This window comes from Thermosynechococcus vestitus BP-1 (genome assembly GCF_000011345.1).
GTDB classification, from domain to species: domain Bacteria; phylum Cyanobacteriota; class Cyanobacteriia; order Thermosynechococcales; family Thermosynechococcaceae; genus Thermosynechococcus; species Thermosynechococcus vestitus.
The window spans coordinates 840,245-865,461 of the sequence record NC_004113.1; the positions used below are offsets into that span (position 1 = coordinate 840,245).

Here is a 25,217-nt window from a genome sequence, read left to right on the forward strand (position 1 = left end):
GTCTAGCTCACAACTAGGTTTGATTTGCAGTATATCACGTCCCCCTCCGCATACAGGAGACTATCGGCATATAATAAAGTTGCCGTTTCCTATCAAGAGGATGTCAACTATGGCAACAAAATCTGCAAAACCCACCTACGCTTTCCGTACCTTCTGGGCTGTGCTCCTGTTAGCCATTAACTTCTTGGTTGCCGCCTACTATTTTGGCATCCTCAAGTAGGACTTGAGACTAAAGGATTGCGGGGGCACCCTAGCCCCCAATGATTCACTTATTCACACTCATCTCAACTGGCGGCCAAAGGGCAGTAATCCTAAAATCATTAGTTTGAAGTGCTGCTGCGCAAAGGGCAGGCCAATAATGGTCACCGCCAAGATCAATCCCCAAAAGAGATGATTCAGGGCAATGCCCCAGCCTACGACCAAAAGCCACAGGATATTAAAAATCATCGTTAGAGTGCTGTTGGCATCGGGCGCCTCAACAACTTGCTTGCCAAAGGGGAGTAGGGCACTCCAACCCAATTGAATGGCCTTAATCCCAAAGGGGATGCCAATGATTGTTAGGCACAGCGTCACACCGCCAAGCATATAGCCAATGCCCGTGAGGAAGCCGCCAAAGATCAACCAAATGATATTGCCAAGAAGACTCATGAGCCGCTACTCCAAACATTGCTTAGGCCCACTCTAGCAGTCACCTGCTGCTATTTTGGTAGCGTAATGGGGCATCCGGGGGACGAGAGTCGTCTCCTAACTACTTGTTGGGAATTGTGCTGGTGTTGCCATCCCGCAGTGCTAAATAGCTCCGTGACATGATTTCAATACCTGCTTCATTGCAGGCCTCTTGGAGGTTTTGAGGTAATTTAGAGAGGCTATAGTGCAGCTCCTTCCAGTTACGGGTGTAAACATTAAGCCCATAGGCAATGGGGTAGTCATTGACGGCAATGCAGAGTTCACGAAACAGAGGTGGCAATTCGTTGTAGTCGGGGAGATGGGTTGAAGAACACCCGGCAAAGCAAACACAACAACTGTTTTGCCATTGATACAGATCAGGGGTGGTCCCATTGACCCATTGATCGCCTTTGTGGGTGCGAAAGGTCACTTCCGAAATACGTTGGCCTTCACAGTTGGGTAGCATGGTGGCATCCTCTACATACTGTGGCTTTCTAAGGCGTAGTCATTATGGCTTTGTTTTGTTAAGTTGTTATGGAACAGCAAATTGTTCATGCCACAACAGGGCGGGTACGCTTTCGAGTGCCGCGTGTGCAACGGGATCCTGCCTATGGAGAGTTATTGGTGCAGTTGCTGGAATCTTTGGCGATTGTTGAGCAGGTGCGTCTCAATCGGCAGGCGGCGACAGTGGTGGTCCAGTATCAGCCCCATTTGCTCGATGAGGCGGCGGTCTATGAACGTTTGAATCAGTGTTTTGAACAGGCAATGGTGGCCATGCCGCAGCCCTTCCCGGACAGTGCGGCTCCTGCGGATGCGATCGCCCTTGAAGACTACCAAGCGCAGGTAGAGGCGGATGCTCGCCTTGAAACCGATTGGGAACGCTTGGGGCTGCCCTTAGTGGCCTTGGGGCTCTCACTCCTCAGTGGGCCCTTGGAATTGCCCTTGGCGGTTGTCGGGACTACGGTCTTAGCCAGTGCTTGGCCTTGGTTCCAGCGGGTGGGGCATCAGATCAGTCAGGGGCATCCCCCCAATGTGGATCTGCTCGATAGCCTCTGGATGGTCCTGCATACCATCAATGGCCAGTTCTTAGCGCCTGCATTGAAGACCACCTTGGCTGGGGCCCGGGCAGACGTGCGCGATCGCCAGCGACGACAACAGTTGCATCGATATCCCAGTGTCTTGATGGCTCACTGTGAATACCTGACGGTGGAACGTCAAGGCCACTCCCTCACGATTGAACGTCAGGAGTTGCAAGCGGCGGATCTGCTGTGGTTGCGGCCAGGGGATCTGGTGCCGGCGGATGGCGTCGTTGTTGCCGGATTGGCAGAAGTCGAGCCTGCCCATTTTGAAGCCTCTCGAGAAGTGTGGGTTTGCCGCCCCGGCGATGCCCTTTATGCAGGCTCTCAAATTCTCACAGGACAGGTGCAACTGTGGGTGATCCGCAGCGGTTGGCAAACGCGCCTTGGTTTAATAACGCATCTGCTGCACACTGAACCGGTCTATGACAGTGCCCTTGCCCACCAACAGGGGGAATTTGCCCGCCATGCGGTGCTGCCAACACTTGCCCTGAGTGGTGCCCTCTGGCTAGGGACAACCGGTGTCTATGGACCGGCAATCGCCCCCCTACAATTGGACTTTGGCAGTGGTGTGCAACTGTCCCTGCGGACGGTGATGCTCTCGGCGCAGGTATTCGCCGTGCAACAGGGGGTGTATCTACCCACTGCTGGTACTTTAGAGCAACTGGCACAACTGGAGAGCTTGGTGATTGATGCGCGCGCAGGTCTTCCCCAGCCTCAACAGGCACAAATTCTGATTCAACAACTGCGACAGCTCGGCCTTCATATCTATCTGCTTCAAGATCAAGGTAGGCCCCTTGGGGGTACCACAGAGGTCACGCGCGATCGCCTCCCTGATCTTCAGGCCTATCTCGTCAGTCAGCGGCGGCGGGTCGGCTGGATCAGCTTTGGTGAAACCTGCTCCTGTCCTGAACCCACATGGTTACCGATTCGCTGGCAGCCCCCTACCTTTGACCCCAATGCCAAGGGGGTTGTTCTTTTAGAGGGCGACTGGTCTGCCCTTGGCCGCGGCATTGCCATTGCCCGCGATGCCCTAGAGCGAACCTATCAAAATGTGGCCTTGATTGCTCTGCCAAATTTAGCGGTTACCTTTGGCGGCATGTTTTTTGGCTTGCATCCTGTGGTCAATGTTGTCACCAACAACGCCACTGCCTTTATTGCTGAGTTTTGGCATGGAAACTCAACCCAGTTTCGTACCGCCCTATTGCCCAGGGTGTCAACGACTCTCCCCCTGCAACCCCTACCCCTAGAATTTCCTCAACTGGCGGTGGCTTCATAGGGGGAAGGCATCCAGGGGTTAATAGCGCTGCTTCAAAAATGTGAGAACTGACCAAAGCCCCGTCAACCAACTGGCCAGGGCGAGGGTTAGGAAAATTCCCCCCGGCAGCATCGTCAGCCAACCGATTCCTCTTAAGGTGTAGAGAATGAGGAAGATGCTAAAACAAGCAGCAAAAGCATAATAGGCAAGGCGCACGGCAAATTGGGTAATGAAGTGCTATAGTGATCTCGTAATGTAAGGGCATGGGACTTGTCAACAGTGAAACAATTGACGTTGATGGGCTATCCCAACATCGCAGCTTGGTATCTCGAAATGGGGTTGCGCCAACGGCGAGCAGCCATCCCTGCACTGTCGGTTGTGGATAATTGCGAAGGACCGAGTATGAGCTGATCGGCCTGCAACTGGAGGTTCACACCGTTGTGAACTGGGTCGATCAGAAGTGTTGAGTGTGTTCACCACGATTACTGCACTTCAAGTTTTTAACAACTGAAGCCAATGAACACCCCTCAGCGGGCTCAATAGTGCTGCGGTTAGGAATGTTCCTGCCTAAGTGGCTGTGCCTGCTGTGGAATTCCCTTGGGAGGAACAACCGATGTCTGCATTTGCTACCCCCATTACCCCCGCACCCATTCCTGATAACATCAGCTTAACAGAACTGATTGACAAATACTTCACCGCCTATAACTCAGCACGGCTACGGGAAATTTGCCAACTGTTGAGTCAACGGGTGTTTAAGCCAGAGGTGACGGTTGGCCTGAGCCTTTCAGGGGCGATGACCCCCACGGGGTTGGGGATCTCAGCCTTGGCGCCTCTCGTGCGGGCTGGCTTTGTCGATTACATTATTAGCACGGGGGCAAACCTCTACCACGATATTCACTATGCCCTGGGCATGGATCTCTATGCGGCACATCCTTTTGTCGATGATGTGCAATTGCGCAAAGAAAGCAAAATTCGCATTTATGACATCATCTTTGACTACGATGTGCTCCTGGAAACCGATGCCTTTTTGCGGCAGGTGCTGCGCAGTGAAACGTTCCAACGCCGCATGGGTACAGCTGAGTTTCACTATCACTTGGGGCACTACGTGCGCGAACTGGAGGTGCAGCGGGGACAGCCCCATTCCTGTTTGTTGGCCACAGCCTATGAGTGCGGTGTGCCCATTTACACCTCCTCGCCGGGAGATAGCTCCATTGGCATGAATGTGGCGGCGATCGCCCTCGAAGGGTCAAAACTGATCATTGACCCCGCCATTGATGTCAATGAAACCGCAGCCATTGCCTACTTTGCCCGCGAAGCCGCTGGGGGCAAGGGCAAAAGTGCTGCCTTGATTATTGGTGGGGGGAGCCCGAAAAACTTCCTGCTGCAAACTCAGCCGCAAATCCACGAAGTCTTGGGGCTCGAGGAACGGGGGCACGATTACTTTATTCAGATTACCGATGCCCGTCCGGATACCGGTGGCCTGTCGGGTGCCGTGCCCAGTGAAGCGGTCAGTTGGGGCAAAGTGGATCCCCAAGGGTTGCGCGATACCGTTGTTTGCTACACCGATAGCACGATTGCCCTGCCCATTCTCACCGCCTACTGCCTCAATCGCTGTCAACCCCGTCCTCTGAAACGGCTCTACGATCGCCGCGGCGAAATGGTCGAACGCCTCCAGCAGCTCTACCTGCAAGCCCAACTTCAGCACAAGGTGAAGGAGCTGCCCACTGAAGCCCCTGTTGCCACCTATCCCTGTGGTACGCCGATTCGTCGCCCTTAGTCACAGCGCCGGGGGATCCGCAGGGATCCCTCGAAGGCGCGTGCTAGATTTTCTGGCGTAAATACCTCACTGGTGCGGCCATAGGCTAGGATGCTGCGGTTCACCAGCACCACCTGATCACAGAAGGTGGTTATCGAGGAGAGATCGTGGGTGGAGATGAGAATCGTGTGCCCTTTCTCCCGCTCCGCCATGAGCAGATCAATCATCAGTTTCTCCGTTTTCACATCCACACCCGCAAAGGGTTCATCCAAGAGCAACACCTGTGCTTCTTGGGCAAAGGCCCGCGCAAGAAACATCCGTTTCTTTTGTCCGCCGGAGAGTTCGCCAATTTGGCGCTGCCGCAAGGGCCAGAGGTCCACCTGCTCTAGGCTTTCCCGTACCCGCTGGCGATCGCTCCCCCTCGGTTGGCGCAGCCAGTTCATCCTGCTGTAGCGCCCCATCATCACCACATCCCAGACCCGCAGCGGAAATTGCCAATCCACATCTTCGCTTTGGGGCACATAGGCCACAAGGGACTGCCGTTGTACCTGCTGGCGGGGGAGTCCATGAATGCGCACCTGACCTCGGATGGGCTTGACAAATCCCATGATGGCCTTGAAAAGGGTGGATTTACCGGCACCATTCATGCCCACAACCCCACAGATCGTGCCGGCGGGCAGTTGCAGCGTTGCCCCATGGAGGGCGAGATGGCGATGATAGGCCACCGTTACATCTTGTAAGTCAATGGCAGGGCTAGAAGTCATGGGGCTGTCCTCCCGCTGAGACCACGGATCAGGGTGTTGATGTTGGACTTGAGTAGGTCAAGGTAAGTGGGGGCATTCCCCGCAGGGGGCGATAGGGAGTCCACATAGAAAATGCCAGCAAAGGTAGCGCCCGACTCCCGTGCCACCTGTTGTTGGGGATTTGCATTGACGGTACTTTCGCAAAAGACGGCGGGAATCTGTTGCCGTCGCACAATGTCAATCACCCGCGCAATTTGGCGGGGCGTCCCCTCCTGATCGGCATTCAGTGGCCAGAGATAGACCTCTGTAAGGTCATACTCTCGCGCGAGGTAAGAGAAGGCACCTTCACAGGTGACAATGTAGCGTTTGTGGGCAGGAAGGGGAGCAAGGGCTTGACGTAGCTCTTGATCAAGGGCGCGAATTTGGGCTTGATAGGCTTTGGCGTTGGCGGCATAGATCTTGGCACCAGCAGGATCGAGGTTTGTGAGGGCTTTACGAATGTTTTCAACATAAATCAGGGCATTTTGGGGCGACATCCAAGCATGGGGGTTGGCTTGTCCTCGGTAGGTACCCTCTTGAATGGGAATGGGGGTAATCCCCTCTGTGAGGGTGACCTTGGGCACATTCGGTAAGCTCTTGTAGAAGCGATCGCCCCAATGTTCGAGGCCAAGACCATTTTCTAAAATGAGGACGGCTTCCTGGCCCCGCACCAAGTCACTGGGGGTAAATTCATAGCTGTGAACTTCAGCTCCCGGTTTAATCAGTGACTCTACCCGCAGGCGATCGCCCGCCACCTGCTGCGCCATATCGGCCAGGACGGTAAACGTGGTCAGCACTAAGGGGCGTTCATCTCTAGGGGTTGGGCTGGAGTGCGTTTCTTGGCGATTCTCCGCGGCTGGGACTGCACACCCACCCAGCAAGAGAATTCCTACCAGTAACCAACTCAGACCACGCATGGTGGGCACTCTTTCATAATCCTTTCATAATTCTCAGCCTAACACAGGATGCCGAGGAAAATGAAAGAAAAATGAAAAGCTCCCCCTTGGAGGGCGATCGCCTCGTCCGATACACTGAGGGGAGACAGTCATGGGAAGAAACGGTGAAACGACGCAAACGCTGGCTCGCTGTTTTGGTGATACTCCTTTGCTGCTGGGGGACCTTCCTGTTGCCGCCGCTGGCGATCGCCCTGCCTGTTGCACCGCCATTAATTGCTGCCCTGCCCCAAGGGAATGCCATTACTGATCCCAAAGCTCTGCTCCGCTGGGCCTTACCTATTGACAATCCAACGGTGCGAGAACTGCAAAAGGATCTGGAACAAATCTCTTTTTGGGTGCGGGGCAAACAGTGGTCAAAAATTGTCAGCAACATCAGCAAGGCGAAAACCATTATCCGCGATCGCACCGCTGACCTCCTCCAAAGTATCCCTGCCGAGAAACAGGAGGCAGCCAAAACCCTCTTGGCAGAGTTAGAGACCTCCCTCGATACGCTTCAGGAAGCCGCCAAAGCCAAAGATCGCAGCCAACTCTTACCCGCTAAAGCCGCTGCCCTCGACAAAGTGGGGGAGTTGGAGGCCATGATGGTGCAAAACTTTAGCTACACCCCTCCCAAAGGCTATGAGCACTTGCCGCGATTGTTGGGTCGTGCCACTGTGGAGATGGAAACTACTAAAGGCAAGCTCACGATTGTTGTCGATGGCTATAGTGCCCCCCTAACCGCTGGCAACTTTGTGGACTTGGTCCAACGCCACTTCTACGATGGCCTCCCCTTTACCCGGGCTGAGGAATCCTATGTGCTGCAGGCAGGGGATCCACCGGGACCAGAGGTTGGCTTCATTGATCCAAAAACCAACCAATACCGCGCTATTCCCCTTGAAATTTTGGTTGAGGGGGATAAGTATCCCCTCTATGGCATCACCCTTGAGGATGCAGGGCGTTACCTAGAACATCCTGTGCTGCCCTTTTCCGCCTATGGTACCGTTGCCTTAGCACGTCCCAACGATGATCCCAATGGCGGCTCGTCACAATTTTTCTTTTTACTCTTTGAACCTGAACTCACACCCGCCGGGCTAAACCTCTTGGATGGTCGCTATGCTGTCTTTGGTTACGTGGTCGAGGGAGAAGAAACCCTGCGGCAACTGCGCCAAGGGGATAAGATTCTCTCCGCTAAGGTGGTGGATGGCCTTGAAAATCTGGTACAACCGGCGTAGGTTAGGATGACCAGTATAGACACCGTTGAGAGAGTGCGATGATGGCCAAGGTTGCTCCTGCCCTTTTGCTCCTCCTGATCAGCACTTCTGCTTGGGCCGCCAATCCAGCCCATTTAGAACAACTACGGCGCACGGGCAACTGCCCCAACTGTGATCTCAGCTATGCCCGCTTGCGGGGTCGGAATCTTCAGGGAGCTGATTTGCGGGGGGCAAACCTCAATGCCGCCAATTTGCGCGGCGCCAACCTGAGCGGTGCCAACCTCAGTGGTGCTGTGCTCAATCATGCTGATTTAACGAAAGCCAATCTCACCAATGCCAACCTCACTGGGGCCAGCCTCCTCATCACCCGTTTGGATCAAGCCCTTCTTGGGGGGGCAACGTTAGTGGATGCGATTCTCGGGGGGCGCGATCGCTTGGCACGGGTGCAGACTTTCCGTGATGCCACATTGCCCAATGGTGAAAAAGCCTTCTTTTTAGAAGAGTCCAGCCACCGTCCCTAGTCTATGGAGATTGCGATCGCCAGCTTTATTATTTTGTTTCTCCTTAGCGAAGCCGTATTGTACCTACGGCAGTGGCTGATTCCCTTACCTGTGGTCTTAATTGCTGCTGTTGGTTTAGTGGTGGCCTCCAATTGGTCGCTCTTTCGCCGTGAGTAGCCTCCCCATCCTAGACGCAACGGCTAAATGTCTAGAGGAACTCCTTGTCTGGCATCAGGTACACCATCCCCAATTAAGTGCCCAATGGCAACCCCTCTATGAATTGCGGGATCGACTGCACCAGAGCGCATGGCACATTGTTGTCCTTGGCCAAGTGGGCCGGGGCAAGTCCGCCCTTTTGAATGCCCTCTATGGCGAAGCCATTTTTCCCGTGGGTGCTATTCATGGCACCACCCAATGGCCGCGCACCGTTCGCTGGCACTGTCAAGATCAAATCGTCGATCTCACAGATACCCCCGGGCTGGATGAAGTGGCGGGTAGTGACCGCGAAACCATGACATGGAGTGTCCTTGAGACGGCTGATCTTGTTCTTTTTGTGACCCAAGACAGCCTCACCCCCGTCGAATGCCAAGCTCGCGATCGCCTGCACACCCTTAGGATTCCCCACAAGCTCATTCTCACCAAGGCGGATCTCTACCCACCCATGGCTGAAGGTATCGCCGTGAGCAGCACAACGGGTCAGGGGATTCCAGAACTGCGACAGCTGCTTCAACAGTGGCTACAACAGGAGGCGCCTCAAGCCCGTGCTCTACGAATTCTCCACCAAGCCAGTCAAGTTGAACAGAGCCTCGGGGCAGCGCTGGGTCCTCAAGACACGTCGGCATGGTCTTGGTTAAGCGCCCAGATGGTGGCCAGTCTGCTGCTGCCGGGGGGATTGTTCGATGTGGTGCTGGCCATGATCAGTACCCTTGCCTATATCCGCAAAGCGTGCCAAGCCTACGGTGTGCCTTTTCCCCTGCCGGCCTTTGGGGGTCTGAGTCAGTTTGTCTTGCTGTGGTATGCGGCGATTTATCTCTCCAGTTGGTCAGGCTTCACCTTCGGCAGTGAACTCTGGGGAGTCAATACCAATGTTCTTCTACAGGGGGGAGTGATCTTCTGGGGTTACCAACAGATTCGCCGCCGGCTCGACCCCTATCTTCAGCAGGGCTATCAGTGGGGACACCATGGACCCCAACGACTGTTGCAGCAACTCACTCAAACCCGCGCCAATGTAACGGCCTCCGGCTGATCTTGGTATTTGCCCCGCCGTGTTTCATAACTCACATCACAGGGCTCACCCTCAAAAAAGAGCAACTGCACAACTCCCTCATTGGCATAGATACGGCAGTCGGCACTGGAGGAATTCGAGAATTCCAAGGTCAGATGGCCTCGCCAGCCCGCTTCTGCCGGTGTCAAGTTGGCAATAATCCCCGCCCGTGCATAGGAACTTTTACCAATACAGAGAACTGTGACATTTTCGGGTACCTGTAGCCGTTCTAGGGCGACCCCAAGGCCGTAGGAATGGGCGGGCAAAATAAAAAACATGCCATTGGCATCCTCATGGAGGGGAGCAAATTCTAAATTCGCAGGGTTAAAATTCTTTGGGTCCACCACTGTCCCCGGCACATGGCGAAAGATACGAAACTCCTTGGGGCTGAGGCGAATATCATAACCGTAGGAAGAAAGACCAAAACTAATCACAGGCTGTTCAGCCACCCGCCGCACCAATGTTGGCTCAAAGGGCTGAATCATGCCTTGGGCAGCCATGGCCCGAATCCAAATGTCATTTTTAATCATTGTGCTGCCGCAACTGCACAAACCACCCATGTATATTACAGCCCTTTTCCCATCAATAGAACCCACTTAACACTCAAGGCGCTGCGGTTGGCGCTGCCCCCAGGGATAGCCCAATTCAAACCCAATGAGGGAATTGACAAAGTAGATCCCAGCTACAGTGAACCTTGCCCTATCTGATTCACCGCTGGCCAAAGCCACGGCAATAGAACAAACCCCATGGCAAGACTCACTAGGAAGCCAAGAACCGTACCCCCTGCTATCACCAGCATGATGAACAAGCCACCCAGTTCTAGGCTGTTGGGCAACTGGCGGCGAAATAGCCAAAAGTAAAACTGGATGAGCTAGAGAGGCGGCCATGTCAGCAGGAGGATAACCGCCCCCAAGAGACTGGAGAATAGCCCTCCCATACTTTAGAAAATCCCCTCCCAGAAATGGCGTCAGTCTGTTGTGTCCCAGTGTAACCAGTAGGCGCTAAATGCGATCCAAAACTGGAATCCCCAGGAGGGATAGCCCTAGTTTCAGTGTTTGAGCAGTGAGATAGGCAAGGGTGAGACGGGATTGCTTCGTTGGCTGAGGAGCCGAGAGGATAGGGCAGCGATCGTAGAACTGGTTGAAAAGCTGGCTGAGTTCAAAGAGGTATTGGCAGAGGCGGTTGGGCAATAGCTCCGTGCTAACAAGGTCAAGGGTTTCCTCGAGTTGCACAAGGTGCTTGGCAAGGTGTTGCTCCGTCTCATCCTCTAGCAATAGGGGGCTATCTGGTGAGAGGGTACACCAATCAATGTCGCCGCGCCGTGTGAGGCCTTGGACACGCACATAGGCATAGAGGAGGTAGGGCGCAGTGTTGCCCTGTAAAGAGAGCATCTTGTCGTAGCTAAAGACGTAGTTGCTGTTGCGGTTTTGGCTGAGATCTGCATACTTGACAGCACCGATGCCGATCGCCCGTGCCACAGTATCAATGAATTCAGGGGACTCGGTGCGACCTTCGGTAGCAAGACGCTGCTCTAAATCTGCTCGACTACGGGCGATCGCCTCCGTCAGTAAATCGATGAGGCGAATCGTTTCCCCTGAGCGGGTTTTCAGGCGTTTGCCATCTTCCCCCAGTACCAAGCCAAAGGGGACATGGGTTAATGTTACATGGGGCGGCACCCAACCGGCGCGCTGCGCCACCTGAAACACCTGGGCAAAGTGGGTAGACTGCCCAACATCAGTGACGTAAATTATCCAATCGGCTTGATCTTTGTCAATGCGATAGCGAAGGGCGGCTAAATCCGTGGTTGCGTAGTTGTAGCCCCCATCGGACTTTTGAATAATCAAGGGTTGGGGTTGCCCTTCTTTATTGGTGAAGCCCTCAAGGAAGACCACCTTTGCCCCCTGATCTTCCACCAGTAGGCCGCAAGCAGCCAAGTCTTCAATCACCGCCGGTAAAAAGGGATTGTAGAAGGACTCCCCTCGCTCGGTCAGTTGAATATCCAGCAGATCGTAGATCTTTTGAAACTCGCGGCGGGATTGCTCACACAGAAGCTGCCAAGCACGGCGACTCTGCTCTTCCCCCTGCTGCAGTGCCACCACCTTTGCCCGTGCTTTTTGCTGAAACTCCGGATCGCTGTCAAAGCGTTGTTTGGCTTTTTTGTAAAATGTGACTAAGTCCCCCAAGTCAAGGGCATTGGCGGTAGTCAGAGCGTCAGGATAAACCTCATCCAAGTAGGCAATCAGCATGCCAAATTGGGTACCCCAGTCCCCCACATGGTTGAGCCGCAGGACTGTGTGGCCTTGAAATTCAAGAATGCGGGCAATACAGTCACCAATAATTGTGGAGCGCAGGTGACCCACGTGCATTTCCTTGGCAATGTTGGGGCTGGAAAAATCAACCACCACCCGTCGTGGCTCCCGTGCTGGCGGAATCCCCAAGCGATCGCTCCCGCGAGCAGCCTGCAGAGTGGCGGCCAAAAACTCTGGTTTCAGGCGAAAGTTCAGGAAGCCGGGCCCGGCAATTTCAACGGGTTGACAGAGGTCCTCCACCTCCAGATGTGGCACAACCTCTTGGGCGAGCTCACGGGGCGCTTTGCCCAGTTGCTTGGCGAGGCTGAGGCAAACATTGGATTGATAGTCGCCAAACTTGACTTGACTGGCTGGGACTAACAGGGGCTGGGGATAGGTGTCTAGGGGAAGGGCAGCTTGCAGAGCCCTGCGGAGGCGATCGCCCAAAATCTTTATAGGAGCAACCATTAACGTTTGCGCCCCCGTCGTTGTTCTTTTTGTTCCGCTTGCAGACGCCGGCGATCGCGCCACTCAGCAAAGGTCAGATAGCCAATACCGCCAGTCACGACAATCAGCAGCAACAGGGCCACCAGAGCCAGAAGATCGGCTAATGCAGTGGTCATACCCCCAGCCCTATGCCTTACATGCCGTGGCGACCCCAGACCACAAAGGCGATCGAGAGCGTAAAGACACTGAGAACACCCACCCAACCGAGCGTGATAATATCCATGGCATGCGATCCTGAACTCAATGCAGACCTCATTTTAACCCAGATAGATGATCTTTTCCTTATTAGAATTAGAGGCAGACGACAGGCAATGATGCAGCGGATGACAGCCATTGAAACCGCCATTGAGCAAGGAGACCTGGCCGCGATTCAGGAGGCGATCGCCAACGGCCTTGAAATCCCAGCCGAGGCCTTGGCACTGGCAGCAGAACTGGGTCACATCCAGATTGTGGAGGCCTTGATGGCCGCAGGTGCAGATGTCAACCAAGGGGACAGTGAGGGTTGGACACCATTGATGGCTGCAGCCGGTGGAGGACATACCGCCATTGTGGAGAAACTCCTAGCAGCCGGTGCCAATGTCAATGCTCAAACGGTCTTTGGTCTGACCCCCTTAATGGCCGCAGCGGCGAAGGGACAAACGGCGACGGTTAAACAACTGATTGCCGCCGGTGCAGATCTCAACGCCAAGGACCAGAATTCTTGGACGGCTCTGGTGTGGGCGCTAGACGGGAAACATGCCGACGTGGTGGCAGTCATTAAAGCCGCTCGCGCACACTCTTTGGGACCATGACGAAGTACCTCGGTTTATTTTTAGCAGCAGCCCCTGCGAGCATTCTGATTGCCCAAGTGGCCCGAACTCAACGGCTGTGGGTCGCCTTTATTGAAGCCGTTCAAATTATGGGGATTGTCGCTATTGCGATCCTCGCTGACTGGCTGCTGTTGAACTTGGGAATTCATCAACTGCAACAGCGGCTCCACCAAAAAGCCAGCCAACAATCCCAGCCTTGGCTCTCCCTTGGCGCTAGTCTACTGCGCCTGACACTAAGAATTTTACTTTGGTCATTTGTTTTATCTTGGATTCTGCAATCGGCTCAAAGTCTTTCCCCTTGGCATGAGCGCATCGATAGCACAATTCAGTTTCTTCTCAAGCGGGTGACAGTGGTGTTTAACACCCCCTTTATGGAGTTGGGGCGCACCAAAATTACCCTCAACTTTCTCTTTTTAATTCTCTTTCTATCCTTTGGGGTAATCTTTATCTCCCACTGGGTGAGTGAGTGGCTCAAGAGTCGAATTCTCGTGCAGTTGCGGGTGGATCGCGGTAACCAAGAAACCATCACCCGTGTGGTTAGCTATAGTCTCAGTTTTATTGGCTTTATTGTTGTCCTGCAAACCGCAGGCATTGACCTCAGCTCCCTCACCGTGTTGGCAGGGGTTTTGGGAATCGGTTTTGGTTTTGGTTTGCAAAACCTTGCCAGTAACTTTATTAGTGGTTTAGTGATTTTGCTGGAACACCCAATTAAAGTGGGTGACTTTATCGAAGTGGATGGCCTCCTGGGCACGGTGGAGAAAATCTCAATTCGCGCCACAATCATTCGCACGAATGATAGCCAGTACGTGATTGTTCCCAACAACCGCTTTATTGAAAAGAATGTCGTCAACTGGAGTTACGGTAGCCCCGATAGCCGCATCCATATCCCCGTAAGTGTTGCCTACGGCAGTGATACGGTTCTAGTCACCGAAGCACTCCTGAGTGCTGCCCGTCAGGATCCGCGCGTCCTACTAACCCCACCCCCTAGCGTTTGGTTTCGTGGTTTTGGGGAGAGTGCCTATCTCTTTGAATTGCTGGTCTGGATTAACCGCCCCCAGGATTCTGAACCCATTAAAAGTGCCCTCAATTTTCTCATTGAGCAGGAACTACGGCAGCGGCAGATTGAAGTGCCCTTTCCCCAGTTAGATCTGCGGTTGCGGGACTTGGGGGAACTGCGCTCCTTGGCTCATTATTACCACCGTTGTGCAGCCAGTGTACCTCAAACTTCAGCGGTGACTGCGCCAGCCGCTCCCGAAATGGCCAAAGCAGAACCCTCCCTTACTAATTTACTGCGCAATATCAGTTGTTTTTCCCGCTGCTCCAATGCAGAATTGCAAATGCTGATTGAGTTGGGCAATCGCGAATTTTATACTGTAGGGGAAGTTATCTGCCGTGAGGGGGATCCAGGGGATGCCTTTTACATCATCCTTGAAGGATCCGTCGAAGTCCGCTCCGAGCAATTGAATCAGATTTTAGCTACCCTCTATGAGGGGGAATTTTTTGGTGAAATTGCCGTGCTTACGGGGATGCCGCGATCGGCCACGGTACGCGCCTTAGAAGAAACAGTTCTATTTGTGGTCCATCGTGCAGCGGTGCAGCGACTGCTGCAGGCCCACCCCCAATTGGCGGAAGAGATTGCCCGCGAGCTCGCAGTACGACAACAGGTCCTCCAAGAGCTGGGCCTAGTGAACTCCCAAGAAATTAAAAGCCTGCCCCCTTTGCATTGGATTCGCCACCGTTTGAAAACCCTCTTTGATGTTTAGAAGGTTTAGGGCGTCAAGCGTTCAATTAATCTCTGGTGTTGGGGAAACTGCTGCTGCAACTGCTGGCGATCGCCCAATTCAAAATCGCGAAAGTCAAACCCCGGTGCCACCGTACAGCCGACAAGACTAAAACTGTCTGGCGCATCCACTGTGGCTCCAAACCATGCCCCCGCCGGCACCACCTGTTGCAATTGCTCCCCCTGATCCAGATTGATCCCCAACCGTAGGGCCTGGTACTCACCCGTTGGTAGAATCACATGAATCCTGAGGCTACTGCCCGTGTAAAAGTGCCACAGTTCATCACTGGCAATGCGGTGTAGTCGCGAGCAGGCCGTGGAGGGGAGCAAGAAATAGATGCTCGTACAGTAGGGGCGATCGCCCCCCTGAAAGCCTGAGGGCAAAACCGCTCTGGGAATGCTCCCTGCTGAACGATAGACCTCACGGAAATAGCCCCCCTCCGGATGGGGCTGCAGGCCAAGTGCCTCAATCCACGCCTTAGCTGGCCAAGTATTCATACATTTGCTGGCGCCGCCGCCGCAGGTGATCAAGGGCTTGCCGCTCCAGTTGCCGCACCCGTTCACGGCTAAGGTTGAGCTGCTCACCCACCTTGGCGAGGGACAGTTCTTGGCCATCCCCCAACCCGTAGCGCAGGGTGAGGACTTGCCGTTGTTGGGGCGTCAGTTCCGCCAGCCACAGGTTGACATCATCCCGCAGGGATTCCACTGTGGTAAATTGCTCTGGCGAAAGACTGTCATCCTCGAGCAGTTCACCGAGTTCAGTGTCCTGATTGTCCCCCACACGTAGATCAAGGGAAACCGGTTGGCGAGCTAGGGTCAGGTATTCCCGAATTTGCTCGGGTTCGAGTTCTAGAGCCTTGGCCACCTCAGCAGGCGTGGCACTCCGTCCCAGCTTTTGCGCCAGTTCCCGTTGGGTGCGTTTGATCTTGTTGAGCTTCTCAGTGATATGGATGGGTAGCCGAATGGTCCGCGCCTGTTGGGCGATCGCCCGTGTAATTGCCTGACGAATCCACCAGTAGGCATAGGTAGAGAACTTGTAGCCCCGCGTGGGATCAAACTTTTCCACACCGCGTTCGAGGCCCAGGGTGCCCTCTTGCACCAAGTCCAGCAACTCAAGATTACGTTTTTGATACTTCTTGGCCACCGAAACCACGAGCCGTAGGTTGGCTTCAATCATTTTTTGCTTGGCGCGTTCACCGCGCTTGAGGATATTGCACAATTCCGTAGGCGTCAGATTACAGGCCGCTGCCCATTCTTCAAAAGTGGCTTCACGTCCGAGTTCTTTGGTTAAGGCATCGCGTTTTTCCCGCAGTGCCATCATTTGCTGCACCTGTTTACCGAGAATAATTTCCTGTTCATGGGTCAGCAGCGGCACGCGCCCAATTTCCTGGAGGTAGGTGCGCACCATGTCGGTGCTAACGGTGGGTGTAGGGGATGCATTTTTAGAAGCGGAGTTCATCATAGCAGCACAGGTTCTAAACAGGGTTTGGTAAGGAGTAGATAAAAGATTGATCAGAGATTTATCGAGATGAAGATGACGACTGGTACTAATAAAGCTGAGGTTTGTATAGGGTTAGCCTAGCAGGGGAGAGGGAGTTAGCCTGTATCCTAATCTACTTAGACTTCAATTGTGCCCTGAAAGTTGCCAATTCATAACAGCCGATTCCTGAAATAAAGATTAAACTTTGTCAACTAGAGGTGGGGATCAGGAGATCAGCAAGGGCTTTGGGGGCAAATTCGAGCCCAAAAACACGGCTAAAGGCAGCAACAAACTGCTGCCGGACATCCTCCAGCTGAATGTCGGCACAAAATTGCCGCAGGTTGCCCACCGGGCGATCGCCAATGCCACAGGGGACAATGCGACCAAAACCCTTTAAATCGTTCACCACATTAAGGGCAATGCCGTGGAAGCTAATCCAACGGGTCACCTTGATCCCAATTGCGGCCACCTTGTACCCCTCTACCCAAACACCGGTCAGACCGGCAACGCGCTCTCCCTTAATACCGTAGTGTCTTAGGGTTTGAATGATGACTTCCTCCAACTGGTGGAGATACCAATGTAAATCGCAGCAGTGGCGGCGTAAATTCAAAATCGGATAGGCCACTAATTGGCCGGGGCAGTGGTAGGTGACATCGCCACCCCGCTCAATACGCAATACCTCAATGCCCGTAGCCACGGGATCAAAGTGAATGTGGGCGGTGGTTGCCCCTTGGCCAAGGGTGTAGATGGCGGGATGCTCAAGGGTGAGGAGAACATCTGGGGCTGCCAGATTTTGACGGCGCTCAGCCACCAGTTGCTGTTGCCAGCGCCAAGCATCGCGGTAGGGGATGATTCCCAAGGCACAATGCCAACCGAGGGCATTTTTCATAGGGGGGCCCAATTGTCAAAAGCTAGATGATAAGAATTATCACAGAACACGAATAAAGGTGAAGAGCCTCAGGATGCCCTGTAATCCCCGATACGAAGATGTTAGGGTGGAAGTAGATCAGCCTTAGATTTATCTGTTTTGCTCAGGGGAGGCAACCCTATGAGGCTAGTGATTCACGGTAAAAACATTGATATTACGGATGGCATTCGCAGCTACCTGAACCAAAAAATTGAGCGAGCCACCAGTCATTTCCAGAATGTGATTAACGAAGTTGATGTGCATCTTTCCGTGGCTCGTAACCGCAGCACAGCCCCCAAACAAACCGCTGAAGTAACTGTATTTGTTAATGGCTCAGTGATTCGCGCTGAAGAAAGCAGTGAAAATCTCTACGCCAGTATTGATCTCGTTGCTGACAAAATTGCGCGCAAACTTCGCAAGCTTAAAGAGAAACGCCAAGATAAGTCCCGCGCTAAAGACACCAATAGTGTTGTTGAACCTGAAGTGGTGACCGATTTAGTGGGCGATCGCACACCACAACTGCCCGAACAAGTGGTGCGCATGAAATACTTTGCCATGCCGCCGATGACCATCCAAGAAGCCCTTGAGCACCTAGAAATGGTGGATCACGACTTCTATGTCTTCCGCAATCGCGATACGGGAGAAATCAATGTGGTCTATGAACGTAATCATGGGGGCTATGGTGTCATTCAACCCCGGCCCACTTCCAATAACCACCATCACAATACTGCGGATGCCGCTGCCAAAGCCACCGCTAAAGCTGGTCCTTAACACAGGATAGACGCTATGGTGTAAAACTCCCTCTGCCAACCTAGGACGTCCCCTAGGGGCGGAGGATCAACTGCCACTCTTGAGTCTGGCGATCGCGCTCTAGTTCGCTATTTTCGCCAATCACATAGGGTCCCCAGTAGCGTTTGGAACCGTCGAGGGTAAAGGCCAGGACAATATCCCCTAACTGGAGGGTGAGCTGACCTTCGGGCAGTGTTAACAGTAAGCCCTTAACGTTACCTTCCATAGGCGCAAAATCCCAGTGAACTGCTCCTTTGTTGGGATGGGCGCGATCGCGGGCAGCAAGCAAGACCACGCGCACAGGAAAGGCCGTCTGATTACTGACGCGCAGACCATTTGGTTGCGGGTTGGTTGGCACCTGGGGAGGCGGTAAGGGCTCAACAGCCGTGGTTTCTGATTCTGCCTCAACAATGGGTGGCGGTTGTGTCAGCAGGTCTGGCTCCCACCACAGTGTAAAGTGCAGTTGGGAAAGGATAATCGCCCCAATGACCCCGATCAGCACTGCCACGAGGTAAGGAAGAAATTTAATTCGGATAGACATAGGGATAGGTTACTGCGGATGCCGCGCCTTTCTTTCCAGTTTAGGGAGTTGTCGCAGAAGCCGCAGTCGCCAAAAAGTTTGATCTCAATTGCCCGTGCCCTGAACTTCAGAGGAAAGCCGCTCCTGCAAGCGTTGCAAAGAAATCTGAGCTGCTAAGGCCACATGGGGATGCTCGTCTTTGGCGAGGCATTCTAGAGCGGCTTGAGTTTTGGGGCTAGGCAGGTTGCCCAGAGCTTCCGCAAGCCGTTGCCGTAGCAACCAATCCTCTGCGGTGACAAAGGGCAAAATATCTTCGACAACACAGGGGTCGCCAATTTCCCCTAGGGCAGCGATCGCCCCTTGAAGCATCACCACTTCCTGACTTTTCAGCGCCGATCGCAACACCTCCACTGCCCGCGGATCCTTGAGATTGCCCAGAGCGACAGCGGCGCTAAAGCGCACTAACCAATCGGTGTCTTCATAGAAGGCGCGCACCAGAGGTTCAAAGGCACGCCCGTCTTCAAGATAGCCCAGGGCCCCCGCCGCATCGGCACGAATACCATAGTCAGGCTCACTCTCAAGCAACTGCACCAGAATTTCAAAGCACTCCGGTGTGGATTTGACGCCAAGGGCAAAGACAGCCATTGAGCGAATTTGCAGATTTTCGTCCCAAAGGACTTTTTTAATCAGGGGTACGGCATCTGCAGAAGGGACATCCCGTAGTGCCGCTAGGGCCAGCAGGCGATCGCGGGAATTGGGACTTTCCAGTTGGTGGGCAAGCTGTTCGAGGGAAGGCATGGCAGTAACCTGAAAACTAATTTACAAAAGTTAACAATATATTCGCCATTATAAAAAATTCTCCCCAAAGTAAAACCAGGGGAAAGACACCTACCGATGGTTTGGGGAGAACTTGCCCACCAACTCTCTCCAATGCAAGTCCTAGGCTGCTTTTGCTTTTTGCAGCAGCTTTTGAACTTGCTTCACTGCATAGGGCAGAATATTGCGAACTGCCCAGCCCGCCGCCAGTAGGACAGGTAATAGGACAACCAGGACACGCCAATCCATACCCATAACCTCCCAAAATGTTTTCTGAAAACTTTATGAACTATTGTACAGCCTTCCCTCAGGAGAGAAAGGGGGGACACGATGTCACAAAGAAAAATTCTCAGGACAGACTTTCTAAACCATTGACAGGCTAGCTCATCCGAGTCCGGACTTTCGCAGTTTTAAGCGCGTTCTGCCCTTGAGAAAAGGTCTGTATGATTGGGTTAATTCCTTTAGGGCAAATCTTGATGGGCGAAGACAACATGACCCTCCGTGAAAACCAGACAGCGTCTGCTCTGCGTCCCAGTAAAGTGTTGGCAGCCCGCAACCGTTGGCGCATGGGTTGGCAGTCTCTGCGTTCCGTGTTGCTGCCCGTTGCCATGGTTGCGGTCTTGGTGGCTTGGGGACTGGATTGGCATGGGGGTGGGGTGGTGGCTGCGCTCGTGCTGGGGGGACTGAGTTTCCCCTTGGTCTGGACTTCCGCCTACCACTGGTTTACGGAGGATTTGACGGAAGAGCAGCGGCAGTTCATTTTAGCCTCATTGGGTTTGAGTTTGGCAGTGGTGGCACTCATGGCCATGACCGGGGCTATGGACTGGATTCGGGCACGGTTTCAAGGCACAAATTGGGAGGCAGTGGGGGCACTGGCTGAGGGCTTCGGTGCCCTGGGACAAATTTTGGTGGCGCTCTTGGCTGCCTATGTGGCTTGGCGACAGTACGTCATCTCGCGGGATTTGACGATCCAACAGAACCGCATTACCCAACAGCAAACGATTGACAGTTATTTCCAAGGGATTGCTGATCTCATCCTTGACGATGAGGGCCTATTGGAGGATTGGCCGCCGGAGCGGGCGATCGCCGAAGGACGCACTGCTGCGATCTTGGCGGGACTAGATGCCGAAGGCAAGGCCAAGGTTATTCGCTTTTTGTCAGGAGCAAAGTTACTATCGCCGCTGAAGCGCGATCGCCGGCTGGGACGGCCGATTTTTGATGGGCTGGGTGGCTACGAGGAAGACATTGAGTATGGTGTGCGGGTGATTAACCTTGGCAGTATGCTGGCGGGCGCAGATCTCAGTGGTACCGACTTGCGCTGGACCGAGTTGAGTGATGCCAATCTAACGGGAGCGCTCTTTCGCAACTGTAATTTGACGCGAGCCAATCTCGCAGGGGCGATTTTGCAGGGGGCGGATTTCACCAATGCCGATCTCAGTCGGGTTCGCTTATTTTATGGCACGGTCGAGCAGGCCAGTCCCCGCGATCGCCTGAATCCTCCGAATTTTCGCACGGGGGCACAGACGGGCGCAGTGGTCGAAGATGTGAACTTTACCAATGTCAAAAATCTTTCTGAGGAACAGCGCTACTATTGCTGTGCTTGGAGTGGTAGCCGCTCCCGTGAAACAATCCCCGGTGGCTGTGAGGGAATTCCTAATAAGCTAGGACGCTAGAGCCTCGGTGAGTCGGGCGATCGCGGGCAATAATTCGCTCCGGAGAGCACCCTACCTCAGCCAAGATCCGTCCCTAGCAGCGCTGAAATGACCGTAGTTGCCCAAACAGCCCCCAGCCGCAGCCATCCACGCCTCGCCAAGGCTAAAACCAGCTAGAAGTCCGCCGTCGGGGTCCTCCCCTAGTCATCAGCAACTCTCCTAATCTCTCTTAGGGGGGTCGTCTATCGATTGCCCCAAAAGGGTGCCAGCAACAGCTCCGACAACCGACAGGAAGCCTTGCGGTGGTGTATTATCCGAAAGGTTGATCTTTTTTAATATTCCGTCCGACAAGGAGCGATCGCAGTGGCAACCCTAGGGGTCAACATTGATCATGTAGCAACGATTCGGCAAGCCCGGCGCACGGTTGAACCCGATCCTGTCGCCGCAGCTCTCTTGGCAGAACTCGGGGGCGCCGATGGCATTACCGTACATCTGCGTGAAGATCGTCGCCATATTCAAGAGCGGGATGTGCGGCTCCTGCGGCAGACGGTACGCACCCATTTGAACCTAGAGATGGCTGCCACCCCCGAAATGGTCGCGATCGCCCTTGATATTCGTCCAGATTACGTGACATTGGTGCCCGAGCGACGCGAAGAAGTCACCACTGAAGGGGGGTTAGATGTGGTCAGTCAGCAGGAACCCTTGACCCAAGTGGTGCAAACCCTTCAAGGAGCGGGGATTCCTGTGAGTTTATTCATTGATGCGGATCCTACCCAACTGGCAGCTGCCGCCAAAACTACGGCTCAGTTTATTGAATTGCACACCGGCCGCTATGCGGAAGCCAAGGGGGAAGTGGCGCAACAGCGGGAATTAGCGATTTTAGCCGACGGTGTTCAACAGGCAAAAGCCTTAGGCCTGCGGGTGAATGCGGGTCATGGGCTGACCTACAGCAATGTCGGAGCGATCGCCCGCCTTGAAGGCATTGAAGAACTGAATATTGGCCACACGATTATCAGCCGCGCCGTTCTTGTGGGCATGGTACAGGCGGTACGGGATATGAAAGCCCTCATTAGCCCTTAAACTCAGCCCTAAGGGCGTCATCATAGTCATCGGCTAGGGTTGCCACAATCGTAATTAGGCGGGAAATTTCACCGGCAGTAATGCCTCCTAGGGTGCGGCTAGCCACCACCTGGACTTGCTCTTCGGCAATGGCAAAGTGGGCCTCGAAGGTGGTGAGCCAGTTCAACGTCAGGAGCTTGCGATAGAGTGCCAATTCATCTGCTACGGGCAGGGGCAGCACGGGGGACCAAATTGTGAGAAAGTCCTCCTCGGTGTGGCCACTCAACTGCACAAAGACCTCGGCACTGCCATAGCGAAACATCCAAATTTTGCCACTATCCGTTTGGCCAACGAGGGGAGCGTCCCCTTGATGGAGACTAGAAATAACCGTTTCAATAATCTCAACCGCGTTTTCTAGAGGTGCGTCCAGGGATGCTGGGGACACAGGCTGTACTTCACTGACCATGGTCATTCCTTGTTGTGAATCAGAACAACTCTTTAGAGGACTTGGTGGGTATAGGCGTGTTGTTTGACATTGTCGGCGGCGGTAACGATGCGCTCGGAGTTGAGCACCCGTTTGCGTTCTGTAGAGGTATTAAAGTTGCGGTAGGTTGCCCCAAGGGGAATATGACGGGTACTTTGGGGACGGGCAATGTAGGTGCGGGCGGCCGCTGCCAGGCGATCGCCATAGTCATCACACAGATGGGCATGGGGGGGAAACTGCTGTCGCGCCTGCTGCGGGTCTTGGGCAGTACCGTAGGTGAGGGCATGGGCTTCACTGTAAGACGTGGGCAAGCCGTGGAGCAAGGCTTCCAAAGCCGCTGAGGGAATTGGCTCAATGATCTCTACGGGCTGGAGTTTTCCCTCTACCTGCACAAAACAATGAGCCAGTCCAAGCACGACATAGGCTTCGGGGGGGGGAACTTCTTGACTCATTGCCACCTCACAATGATGGGGTTCCCCTCAAGTCTAGCCTGCTTTTTGAAAAATCAGCGCAGTGGGCAACCTAAGGATAAGCGGCAGTTGTCATTGGAGAAATGGCTAAGATCATTTAGGCCGATTTCATGAGTCCTGTCATTATTGCTGTATAGTGAGCACTCTAGAGCGTATGGAAACGGCAAACTCAATGCCAGCAGCAATCGAATCCCCTGAAGTGGAGCTATTACCCCCGATGTTGGCCGCACTGCCCGACCCCCAAGGGGTGAGTGTGTGTCCTCGGCGGGCCCGTTGGCAATTAGACTTATTGTTGCTTGCCCTAGAGTGCGTGGATTTGAATGCCTCTGAGTTGATGCTCCAAGTGCTGCGGGATCTGCAACTGCAAGTGATGATCCCCAATCGGGTCATCTTTTGGCAAATTCGCTGTACCAATCCCTTTCGCCAAGTGACCCAGCGTACCCCTTTGCCCTTGGCGGAAACAAAGGCACTCACCGCCGTCGTTGTCCAGGTGGCGCGGCGGCAGACGGCAATTCTGCGGCATTTACTTTTGGTGCTGGATCAGTTGCAGGCGCAAAATTTGCCCCCAGAAACCTATGCCCCCTTGGCGGAATATTTAGATCGCTTCCGCCGCCATTTTCGCAAGCGCATGAACCTCCAGCGATCGGGTCTCTTTCTCTACAAAAATAACCAAGCCCTCAATGAGTTGGCTCTGAAGCTTTTGGCACAACTTCTGCTCTGCGCAGGCACAAAGGGCATGGAACGCCTTTGGTTTAGTTTATTTGATGGGGAAGTGAGTTAATGCTGCTGCAACGCCAGTATTCATTGCCCAACTGCACCCTGCGAGTTGAAGGGCTCAGCGGTCCAGCCGGTGCACAACAGTTGGATATTGTCACCCTTTGTGAGTGGGAAATTGTTGGCCAGAATCAGCGGCTCAAGGGGGGCAAGGAATTCCTTGTTGCTTTGCTCAATAGCGTGCCAGCCGCTGCCCAAACCTGGTTGAGTGGTGTCAAGTTGCGGCGATCGCCCCAGCACCCGATTCAGGTCGAGATTCAGGGTTTTAACCAAGTATCCCTCCACATTCCGCGAAAATTGCTGCAAACGTCCGCCGAAGAGAATGCAGAGCCACCCCCTGAACCCCTAGAAGTGCGGCTCACTTGGCTGCAACTGGCGGATCTGGTGGAGGCGTTGGATCAACTCTGTAGTGATAGCCAGACACTGCCTACCCTGAGACCCACATTCCATTCCCTCCCTCGGCGGGCGATCGCCCCTGCTGTGCCCCTGCGCAAGCAACTCATGCCCTTAGGTATTGGCGCCGCTAGCTTAGCCGTCATGGCTGCGATCTTTTTCCACCTACCCGTGCCCGAGCGCCGTCCTTCCCGAGAGGAGGCTCTCCCTCCCACCCCCGAAGCCGTCACGCCCTCACCGGCACCCACGACACCAGCAGTTCCGAATCCTTAGGTTGAGGTTGGAAACAGTTGTTATACCGTTTTGAGGCTTGGGATACACCATGGTAATCACTGCTCCTAGTGCTTTTTGGCCACCCGTTGCCAGCGATCGCGCCGCCTTTATTGCCCCCAATGCCACCCTTGTTGGCGATGTTCGCTTGGGTGAAGGCTGTAGCATTTGGTACGGCGCTGTTTTACGCGGTGACGTCACCTACATCGAGATTGGTGCCCACACCAACGTGCAAGATGGTGCCATCCTCCATGGCGATCCGGGGCAGCCTACAATTCTCGGTGAAGAGGTCACTGTTGGGCATCGCGCGGTCATTCATGGGGCAACGGTGGAAGACGGCTGCCTAATTGGCATTGGCGCGGTGGTTCTCAATGGCGTTCGGGTGGGAGCTGGCAGTATTGTCGGTGCTGGGGCAGTCGTCAGCAAAGATGTTCCTCCCCGCTCTTTGGTTCTGGGCATTCCCGCCAAAGTCGTGCGCGAAGTGAGTGACACTGAAGCTGCCGATCTACGTCAGCATGCCCGCAAGTACGAACAACTTGCCCAGGTCCACAAGGGTACAGGCCGCAATTTAGGTTTCTCTGCCTAAATGGGCTGCTCGCTTTGACCGTGATTTGAAAGGAAAAGGTTCAGGAGGACTTCAGCCCCTTTTTTGCCAATTGGGCTAGGGATTGGGGGATTGAAGACCCTCTGCTCCTGGCCGCCCTGGGGGATTGGCCATCCATAGGAAAAGGGCTACCATCTGCTAAAATTCTGAAGGATTTTGTCGTAAGA

General features: G+C 54.1%; 32 protein-coding genes. 15 read left to right on the forward strand and 17 right to left on the reverse strand.

Features of this window, described 5'->3' with window-relative positions; genetic code table 11:
* Nucleotides 1-109: 109 nt before the first annotated feature.
* Complete coding sequence (gene psaX, locus TLL_RS04125) at nt 110-220, forward strand: photosystem I protein PsaX (protein WP_081711791.1); 111 nt, start codon at nt 110-112, stop codon at nt 218-220.
* A gap of 59 nt (nt 221-279) precedes the next feature.
* Here the strand turns inward: psaX and TLL_RS04130 are convergent, their stop codons facing one another.
* Both TLL_RS04130 and TLL_RS04135 read right to left on the reverse strand, forming a co-directional pair.
* Nucleotides 280-648, reverse strand: a complete 369-nt coding sequence (locus tag TLL_RS04130) for a YccF domain-containing protein (RefSeq protein WP_011056657.1) — start codon at nt 646-648, stop codon at nt 280-282.
* Between the two features lie 100 nt (nt 649-748).
* Nucleotides 749-1,132, reverse strand: coding sequence for a hypothetical protein (locus TLL_RS04135; protein WP_011056658.1), 384 nt, complete (start codon nt 1,130-1,132; stop codon nt 749-751).
* A 68-nt stretch (nt 1,133-1,200) separates the two neighbouring features.
* Between TLL_RS04135 and TLL_RS04140 the strand changes: the two genes are divergently transcribed.
* Nucleotides 1,201-3,021 carry an HMA2 domain-containing protein gene (locus TLL_RS04140; protein WP_011056659.1) on the forward strand — a complete coding sequence of 607 codons (1,821 nt, stop codon included), beginning with the start codon at nt 1,201-1,203 and terminating at the stop codon, nt 3,019-3,021.
* An 18-nt stretch (nt 3,022-3,039) separates the two neighbouring features.
* Here TLL_RS04140 and TLL_RS04145 read toward each other — a convergent pair whose 3' ends face one another.
* Nucleotides 3,040-3,216 carry a hypothetical protein gene (locus TLL_RS04145; RefSeq protein WP_011056660.1) on the reverse strand — a complete coding sequence of 59 codons (177 nt, stop codon included), beginning with the start codon at nt 3,214-3,216 and terminating at the stop codon, nt 3,040-3,042.
* A 397-nt stretch (nt 3,217-3,613) separates the two neighbouring features.
* Here TLL_RS04145 and TLL_RS04150 point away from each other — a divergent pair, with 397 nt between their 5' ends.
* Nucleotides 3,614-4,777, forward strand: coding sequence for a homospermidine biosynthesis protein (locus tag TLL_RS04150; RefSeq protein ID WP_164920761.1), 1,164 nt, complete (start codon nt 3,614-3,616; stop codon nt 4,775-4,777).
* On the opposite strand, the gene TLL_RS04155 is transcribed toward TLL_RS04150, so the two are convergent.
* Together TLL_RS04155 and TLL_RS04160 are read right to left on the reverse strand one after the other, a co-directional pair.
* A complete protein-coding gene (locus TLL_RS04155) occupies nt 4,774-5,520 on the reverse strand; it encodes a metal ABC transporter ATP-binding protein (RefSeq protein WP_011056662.1) in 747 nt (248 codons plus the stop codon). The genes TLL_RS04150 and TLL_RS04155 overlap by 4 nt on opposite strands.
* Nucleotides 5,517-6,455, reverse strand: coding sequence for a metal ABC transporter substrate-binding protein (locus TLL_RS04160; protein WP_164921125.1), 939 nt, complete (start codon nt 6,453-6,455; stop codon nt 5,517-5,519). The genes TLL_RS04155 and TLL_RS04160 overlap by 4 nt, the downstream gene beginning before the upstream one ends.
* Before the next feature lie 71 nt (nt 6,456-6,526).
* Between TLL_RS04160 and TLL_RS04165 the strand changes: the two genes are divergently transcribed.
* From TLL_RS04165 to TLL_RS04180, 4 genes are read left to right on the forward strand one after another with little or no spacing between them, the layout of a single operon-like run.
* Nucleotides 6,527-7,705, forward strand: a complete 1,179-nt coding sequence (locus TLL_RS04165; RefSeq protein WP_011056664.1) for a peptidylprolyl isomerase — start codon at nt 6,527-6,529, stop codon at nt 7,703-7,705.
* 38 nt (nt 7,706-7,743) lie between these two features.
* Nucleotides 7,744-8,205, forward strand: coding sequence for a pentapeptide repeat-containing protein (locus TLL_RS04170; RefSeq protein ID WP_011056665.1), 462 nt, complete (start codon nt 7,744-7,746; stop codon nt 8,203-8,205).
* Nucleotides 8,206-8,208: 3 nt separating this feature from the next.
* Nucleotides 8,209-8,361 (forward strand): hypothetical protein, encoded by a 153-nt coding sequence (locus TLL_RS04175; RefSeq protein ID WP_164920762.1) that lies wholly within the window; start codon nt 8,209-8,211, stop codon nt 8,359-8,361.
* Nucleotides 8,354-9,430: an Era-like GTP-binding protein gene (locus TLL_RS04180; RefSeq protein ID WP_011056666.1), complete on the forward strand. Its 1,077-nt coding sequence runs from the start codon at nt 8,354-8,356 to the stop codon at nt 9,428-9,430. The genes TLL_RS04175 and TLL_RS04180 overlap by 8 nt, the downstream gene beginning before the upstream one ends.
* Here the strand turns inward: TLL_RS04180 and dcd are convergent.
* The 4 genes from dcd to petN form a co-directional block, all read right to left on the reverse strand.
* Nucleotides 9,397-9,978, reverse strand: coding sequence for a dCTP deaminase (gene dcd / locus TLL_RS04185; protein WP_011056667.1), 582 nt, complete (start codon nt 9,976-9,978; stop codon nt 9,397-9,399). The genes TLL_RS04180 and dcd overlap by 34 nt on opposite strands.
* Before the next feature lie 471 nt (nt 9,979-10,449).
* Nucleotides 10,450-12,204 (reverse strand): arginine--tRNA ligase, encoded by a 1,755-nt coding sequence (gene argS / locus TLL_RS04190; protein ID WP_011056669.1) that lies wholly within the window; start codon nt 12,202-12,204, stop codon nt 10,450-10,452.
* Nucleotides 12,204-12,359, reverse strand: coding sequence for a hypothetical protein (locus TLL_RS12625; protein WP_011056670.1), 156 nt, complete (start codon nt 12,357-12,359; stop codon nt 12,204-12,206). Before TLL_RS12625 ends, argS begins: the two co-directional genes overlap by 1 nt.
* 17 nt (nt 12,360-12,376) lie before the next feature.
* On the reverse strand, nt 12,377-12,466 hold the full coding sequence (gene petN / locus TLL_RS04195) for a cytochrome b6-f complex subunit PetN (protein WP_011056671.1): 90 nt from the start codon (nt 12,464-12,466) through the stop codon (nt 12,377-12,379).
* An 88-nt stretch (nt 12,467-12,554) separates the two neighbouring features.
* On the opposite strand from petN, the gene TLL_RS04200 reads away from it, so the two are divergent.
* Together TLL_RS04200 and TLL_RS04205 are read left to right on the forward strand one after the other, a co-directional pair.
* Complete coding sequence (locus TLL_RS04200) at nt 12,555-13,034, forward strand: ankyrin repeat domain-containing protein (RefSeq protein ID WP_011056672.1); 480 nt, start codon at nt 12,555-12,557, stop codon at nt 13,032-13,034.
* Nucleotides 13,031-14,815, forward strand: a complete 1,785-nt coding sequence (locus TLL_RS04205; protein WP_011056673.1) for a cyclic nucleotide-binding domain-containing protein — start codon at nt 13,031-13,033, stop codon at nt 14,813-14,815. The genes TLL_RS04200 and TLL_RS04205 overlap by 4 nt, the downstream gene beginning before the upstream one ends.
* 5 nt (nt 14,816-14,820) lie before the next feature.
* Here the strand turns inward: TLL_RS04205 and TLL_RS04210 are convergent, their stop codons facing one another.
* The 3 genes from TLL_RS04210 to lipB all read right to left on the reverse strand — a co-directional run bounded on the left by TLL_RS04210 (nt 14,821) and on the right by lipB (nt 17,201).
* Entirely contained in the window at nt 14,821-15,330 is a 510-nt protein-coding gene (locus TLL_RS04210) for a cupin domain-containing protein (protein ID WP_011056674.1), read from the reverse strand.
* Nucleotides 15,311-16,294, reverse strand: a complete 984-nt coding sequence (locus tag TLL_RS04215; RefSeq protein WP_126986072.1) for an RNA polymerase sigma factor, RpoD/SigA family — start codon at nt 16,292-16,294, stop codon at nt 15,311-15,313. Before TLL_RS04215 ends, TLL_RS04210 begins: the two co-directional genes overlap by 20 nt.
* Before the next feature lie 226 nt (nt 16,295-16,520).
* Entirely contained in the window at nt 16,521-17,201 is a 681-nt protein-coding gene (lipB, locus tag TLL_RS04220; RefSeq protein ID WP_011056676.1) for a lipoyl(octanoyl) transferase LipB, read from the reverse strand.
* A 159-nt stretch (nt 17,202-17,360) separates the two neighbouring features.
* On the opposite strand from lipB, the gene hpf reads away from it, so the two are divergent.
* Nucleotides 17,361-17,990, forward strand: a complete 630-nt coding sequence (gene hpf, locus TLL_RS04225; RefSeq protein WP_011056677.1) for a ribosome hibernation-promoting factor, HPF/YfiA family — start codon at nt 17,361-17,363, stop codon at nt 17,988-17,990.
* A gap of 52 nt (nt 17,991-18,042) precedes the next feature.
* Here hpf and TLL_RS04230 read toward each other — a convergent pair whose 3' ends face one another.
* The 3 genes from TLL_RS04230 to TLL_RS04240 all read right to left on the reverse strand — a co-directional run bounded on the left by TLL_RS04230 (nt 18,043) and on the right by TLL_RS04240 (nt 19,599).
* Nucleotides 18,043-18,549: a hypothetical protein gene (locus TLL_RS04230; RefSeq protein ID WP_011056678.1), complete on the reverse strand. Its 507-nt coding sequence runs from the start codon at nt 18,547-18,549 to the stop codon at nt 18,043-18,045.
* Nucleotides 18,550-18,633: 84 nt separating this feature from the next.
* The gene (locus tag TLL_RS04235; RefSeq protein ID WP_011056679.1) at nt 18,634-19,326 is read right to left on the reverse strand and encodes a HEAT repeat domain-containing protein; all 693 of its coding nucleotides are present in this window, start codon (nt 19,324-19,326) and stop codon (nt 18,634-18,636) included.
* A 141-nt stretch (nt 19,327-19,467) separates the two neighbouring features.
* Nucleotides 19,468-19,599 carry a photosystem II protein Y gene (locus TLL_RS04240; RefSeq protein ID WP_011056680.1) on the reverse strand — a complete coding sequence of 44 codons (132 nt, stop codon included), beginning with the start codon at nt 19,597-19,599 and terminating at the stop codon, nt 19,468-19,470.
* Nucleotides 19,600-19,820: 221 nt separating this feature from the next.
* On the opposite strand from TLL_RS04240, the gene TLL_RS04245 reads away from it, so the two are divergent.
* Both TLL_RS04245 and TLL_RS04250 read left to right on the forward strand, forming a co-directional pair.
* Nucleotides 19,821-21,017, forward strand: coding sequence for a pentapeptide repeat-containing protein (locus TLL_RS04245; protein WP_231833824.1), 1,197 nt, complete (start codon nt 19,821-19,823; stop codon nt 21,015-21,017).
* A 342-nt stretch (nt 21,018-21,359) separates the two neighbouring features.
* On the forward strand, nt 21,360-22,076 hold the full coding sequence (locus TLL_RS04250; RefSeq protein ID WP_011056682.1) for a pyridoxine 5'-phosphate synthase: 717 nt from the start codon (nt 21,360-21,362) through the stop codon (nt 22,074-22,076).
* On the opposite strand, the gene TLL_RS04255 is transcribed toward TLL_RS04250, so the two are convergent.
* Together TLL_RS04255 and TLL_RS04260 are read right to left on the reverse strand one after the other, a co-directional pair.
* Nucleotides 22,066-22,527 (reverse strand): YbjN domain-containing protein, encoded by a 462-nt coding sequence (locus TLL_RS04255; protein WP_011056683.1) that lies wholly within the window; start codon nt 22,525-22,527, stop codon nt 22,066-22,068. The two genes, TLL_RS04250 and TLL_RS04255, sit on opposite strands and share 11 nt — an antisense overlap.
* A gap of 26 nt (nt 22,528-22,553) precedes the next feature.
* A complete protein-coding gene (locus tag TLL_RS04260) occupies nt 22,554-22,991 on the reverse strand; it encodes a hypothetical protein (protein WP_164920763.1) in 438 nt (145 codons plus the stop codon).
* 172 nt (nt 22,992-23,163) lie between these two features.
* Here TLL_RS04260 and TLL_RS04265 point away from each other — a divergent pair, with 172 nt between their 5' ends.
* The 3 genes from TLL_RS04265 to TLL_RS04275 are packed head-to-tail and all read left to right on the forward strand — an operon-like array spanning nt 23,164 to nt 25,032.
* Nucleotides 23,164-23,790: a DUF3038 domain-containing protein gene (locus tag TLL_RS04265; RefSeq protein ID WP_231833826.1), complete on the forward strand. Its 627-nt coding sequence runs from the start codon at nt 23,164-23,166 to the stop codon at nt 23,788-23,790.
* Complete coding sequence (locus TLL_RS04270) at nt 23,790-24,449, forward strand: DUF4335 domain-containing protein (protein ID WP_011056686.1); 660 nt, start codon at nt 23,790-23,792, stop codon at nt 24,447-24,449. Before TLL_RS04265 ends, TLL_RS04270 begins: the two co-directional genes overlap by 1 nt.
* Before the next feature lie 49 nt (nt 24,450-24,498).
* A complete protein-coding gene (locus TLL_RS04275) occupies nt 24,499-25,032 on the forward strand; it encodes a gamma carbonic anhydrase family protein (RefSeq protein WP_011056687.1) in 534 nt (177 codons plus the stop codon).
* The last annotated feature ends 185 nt before the right edge of the window (nt 25,033-25,217 follow it).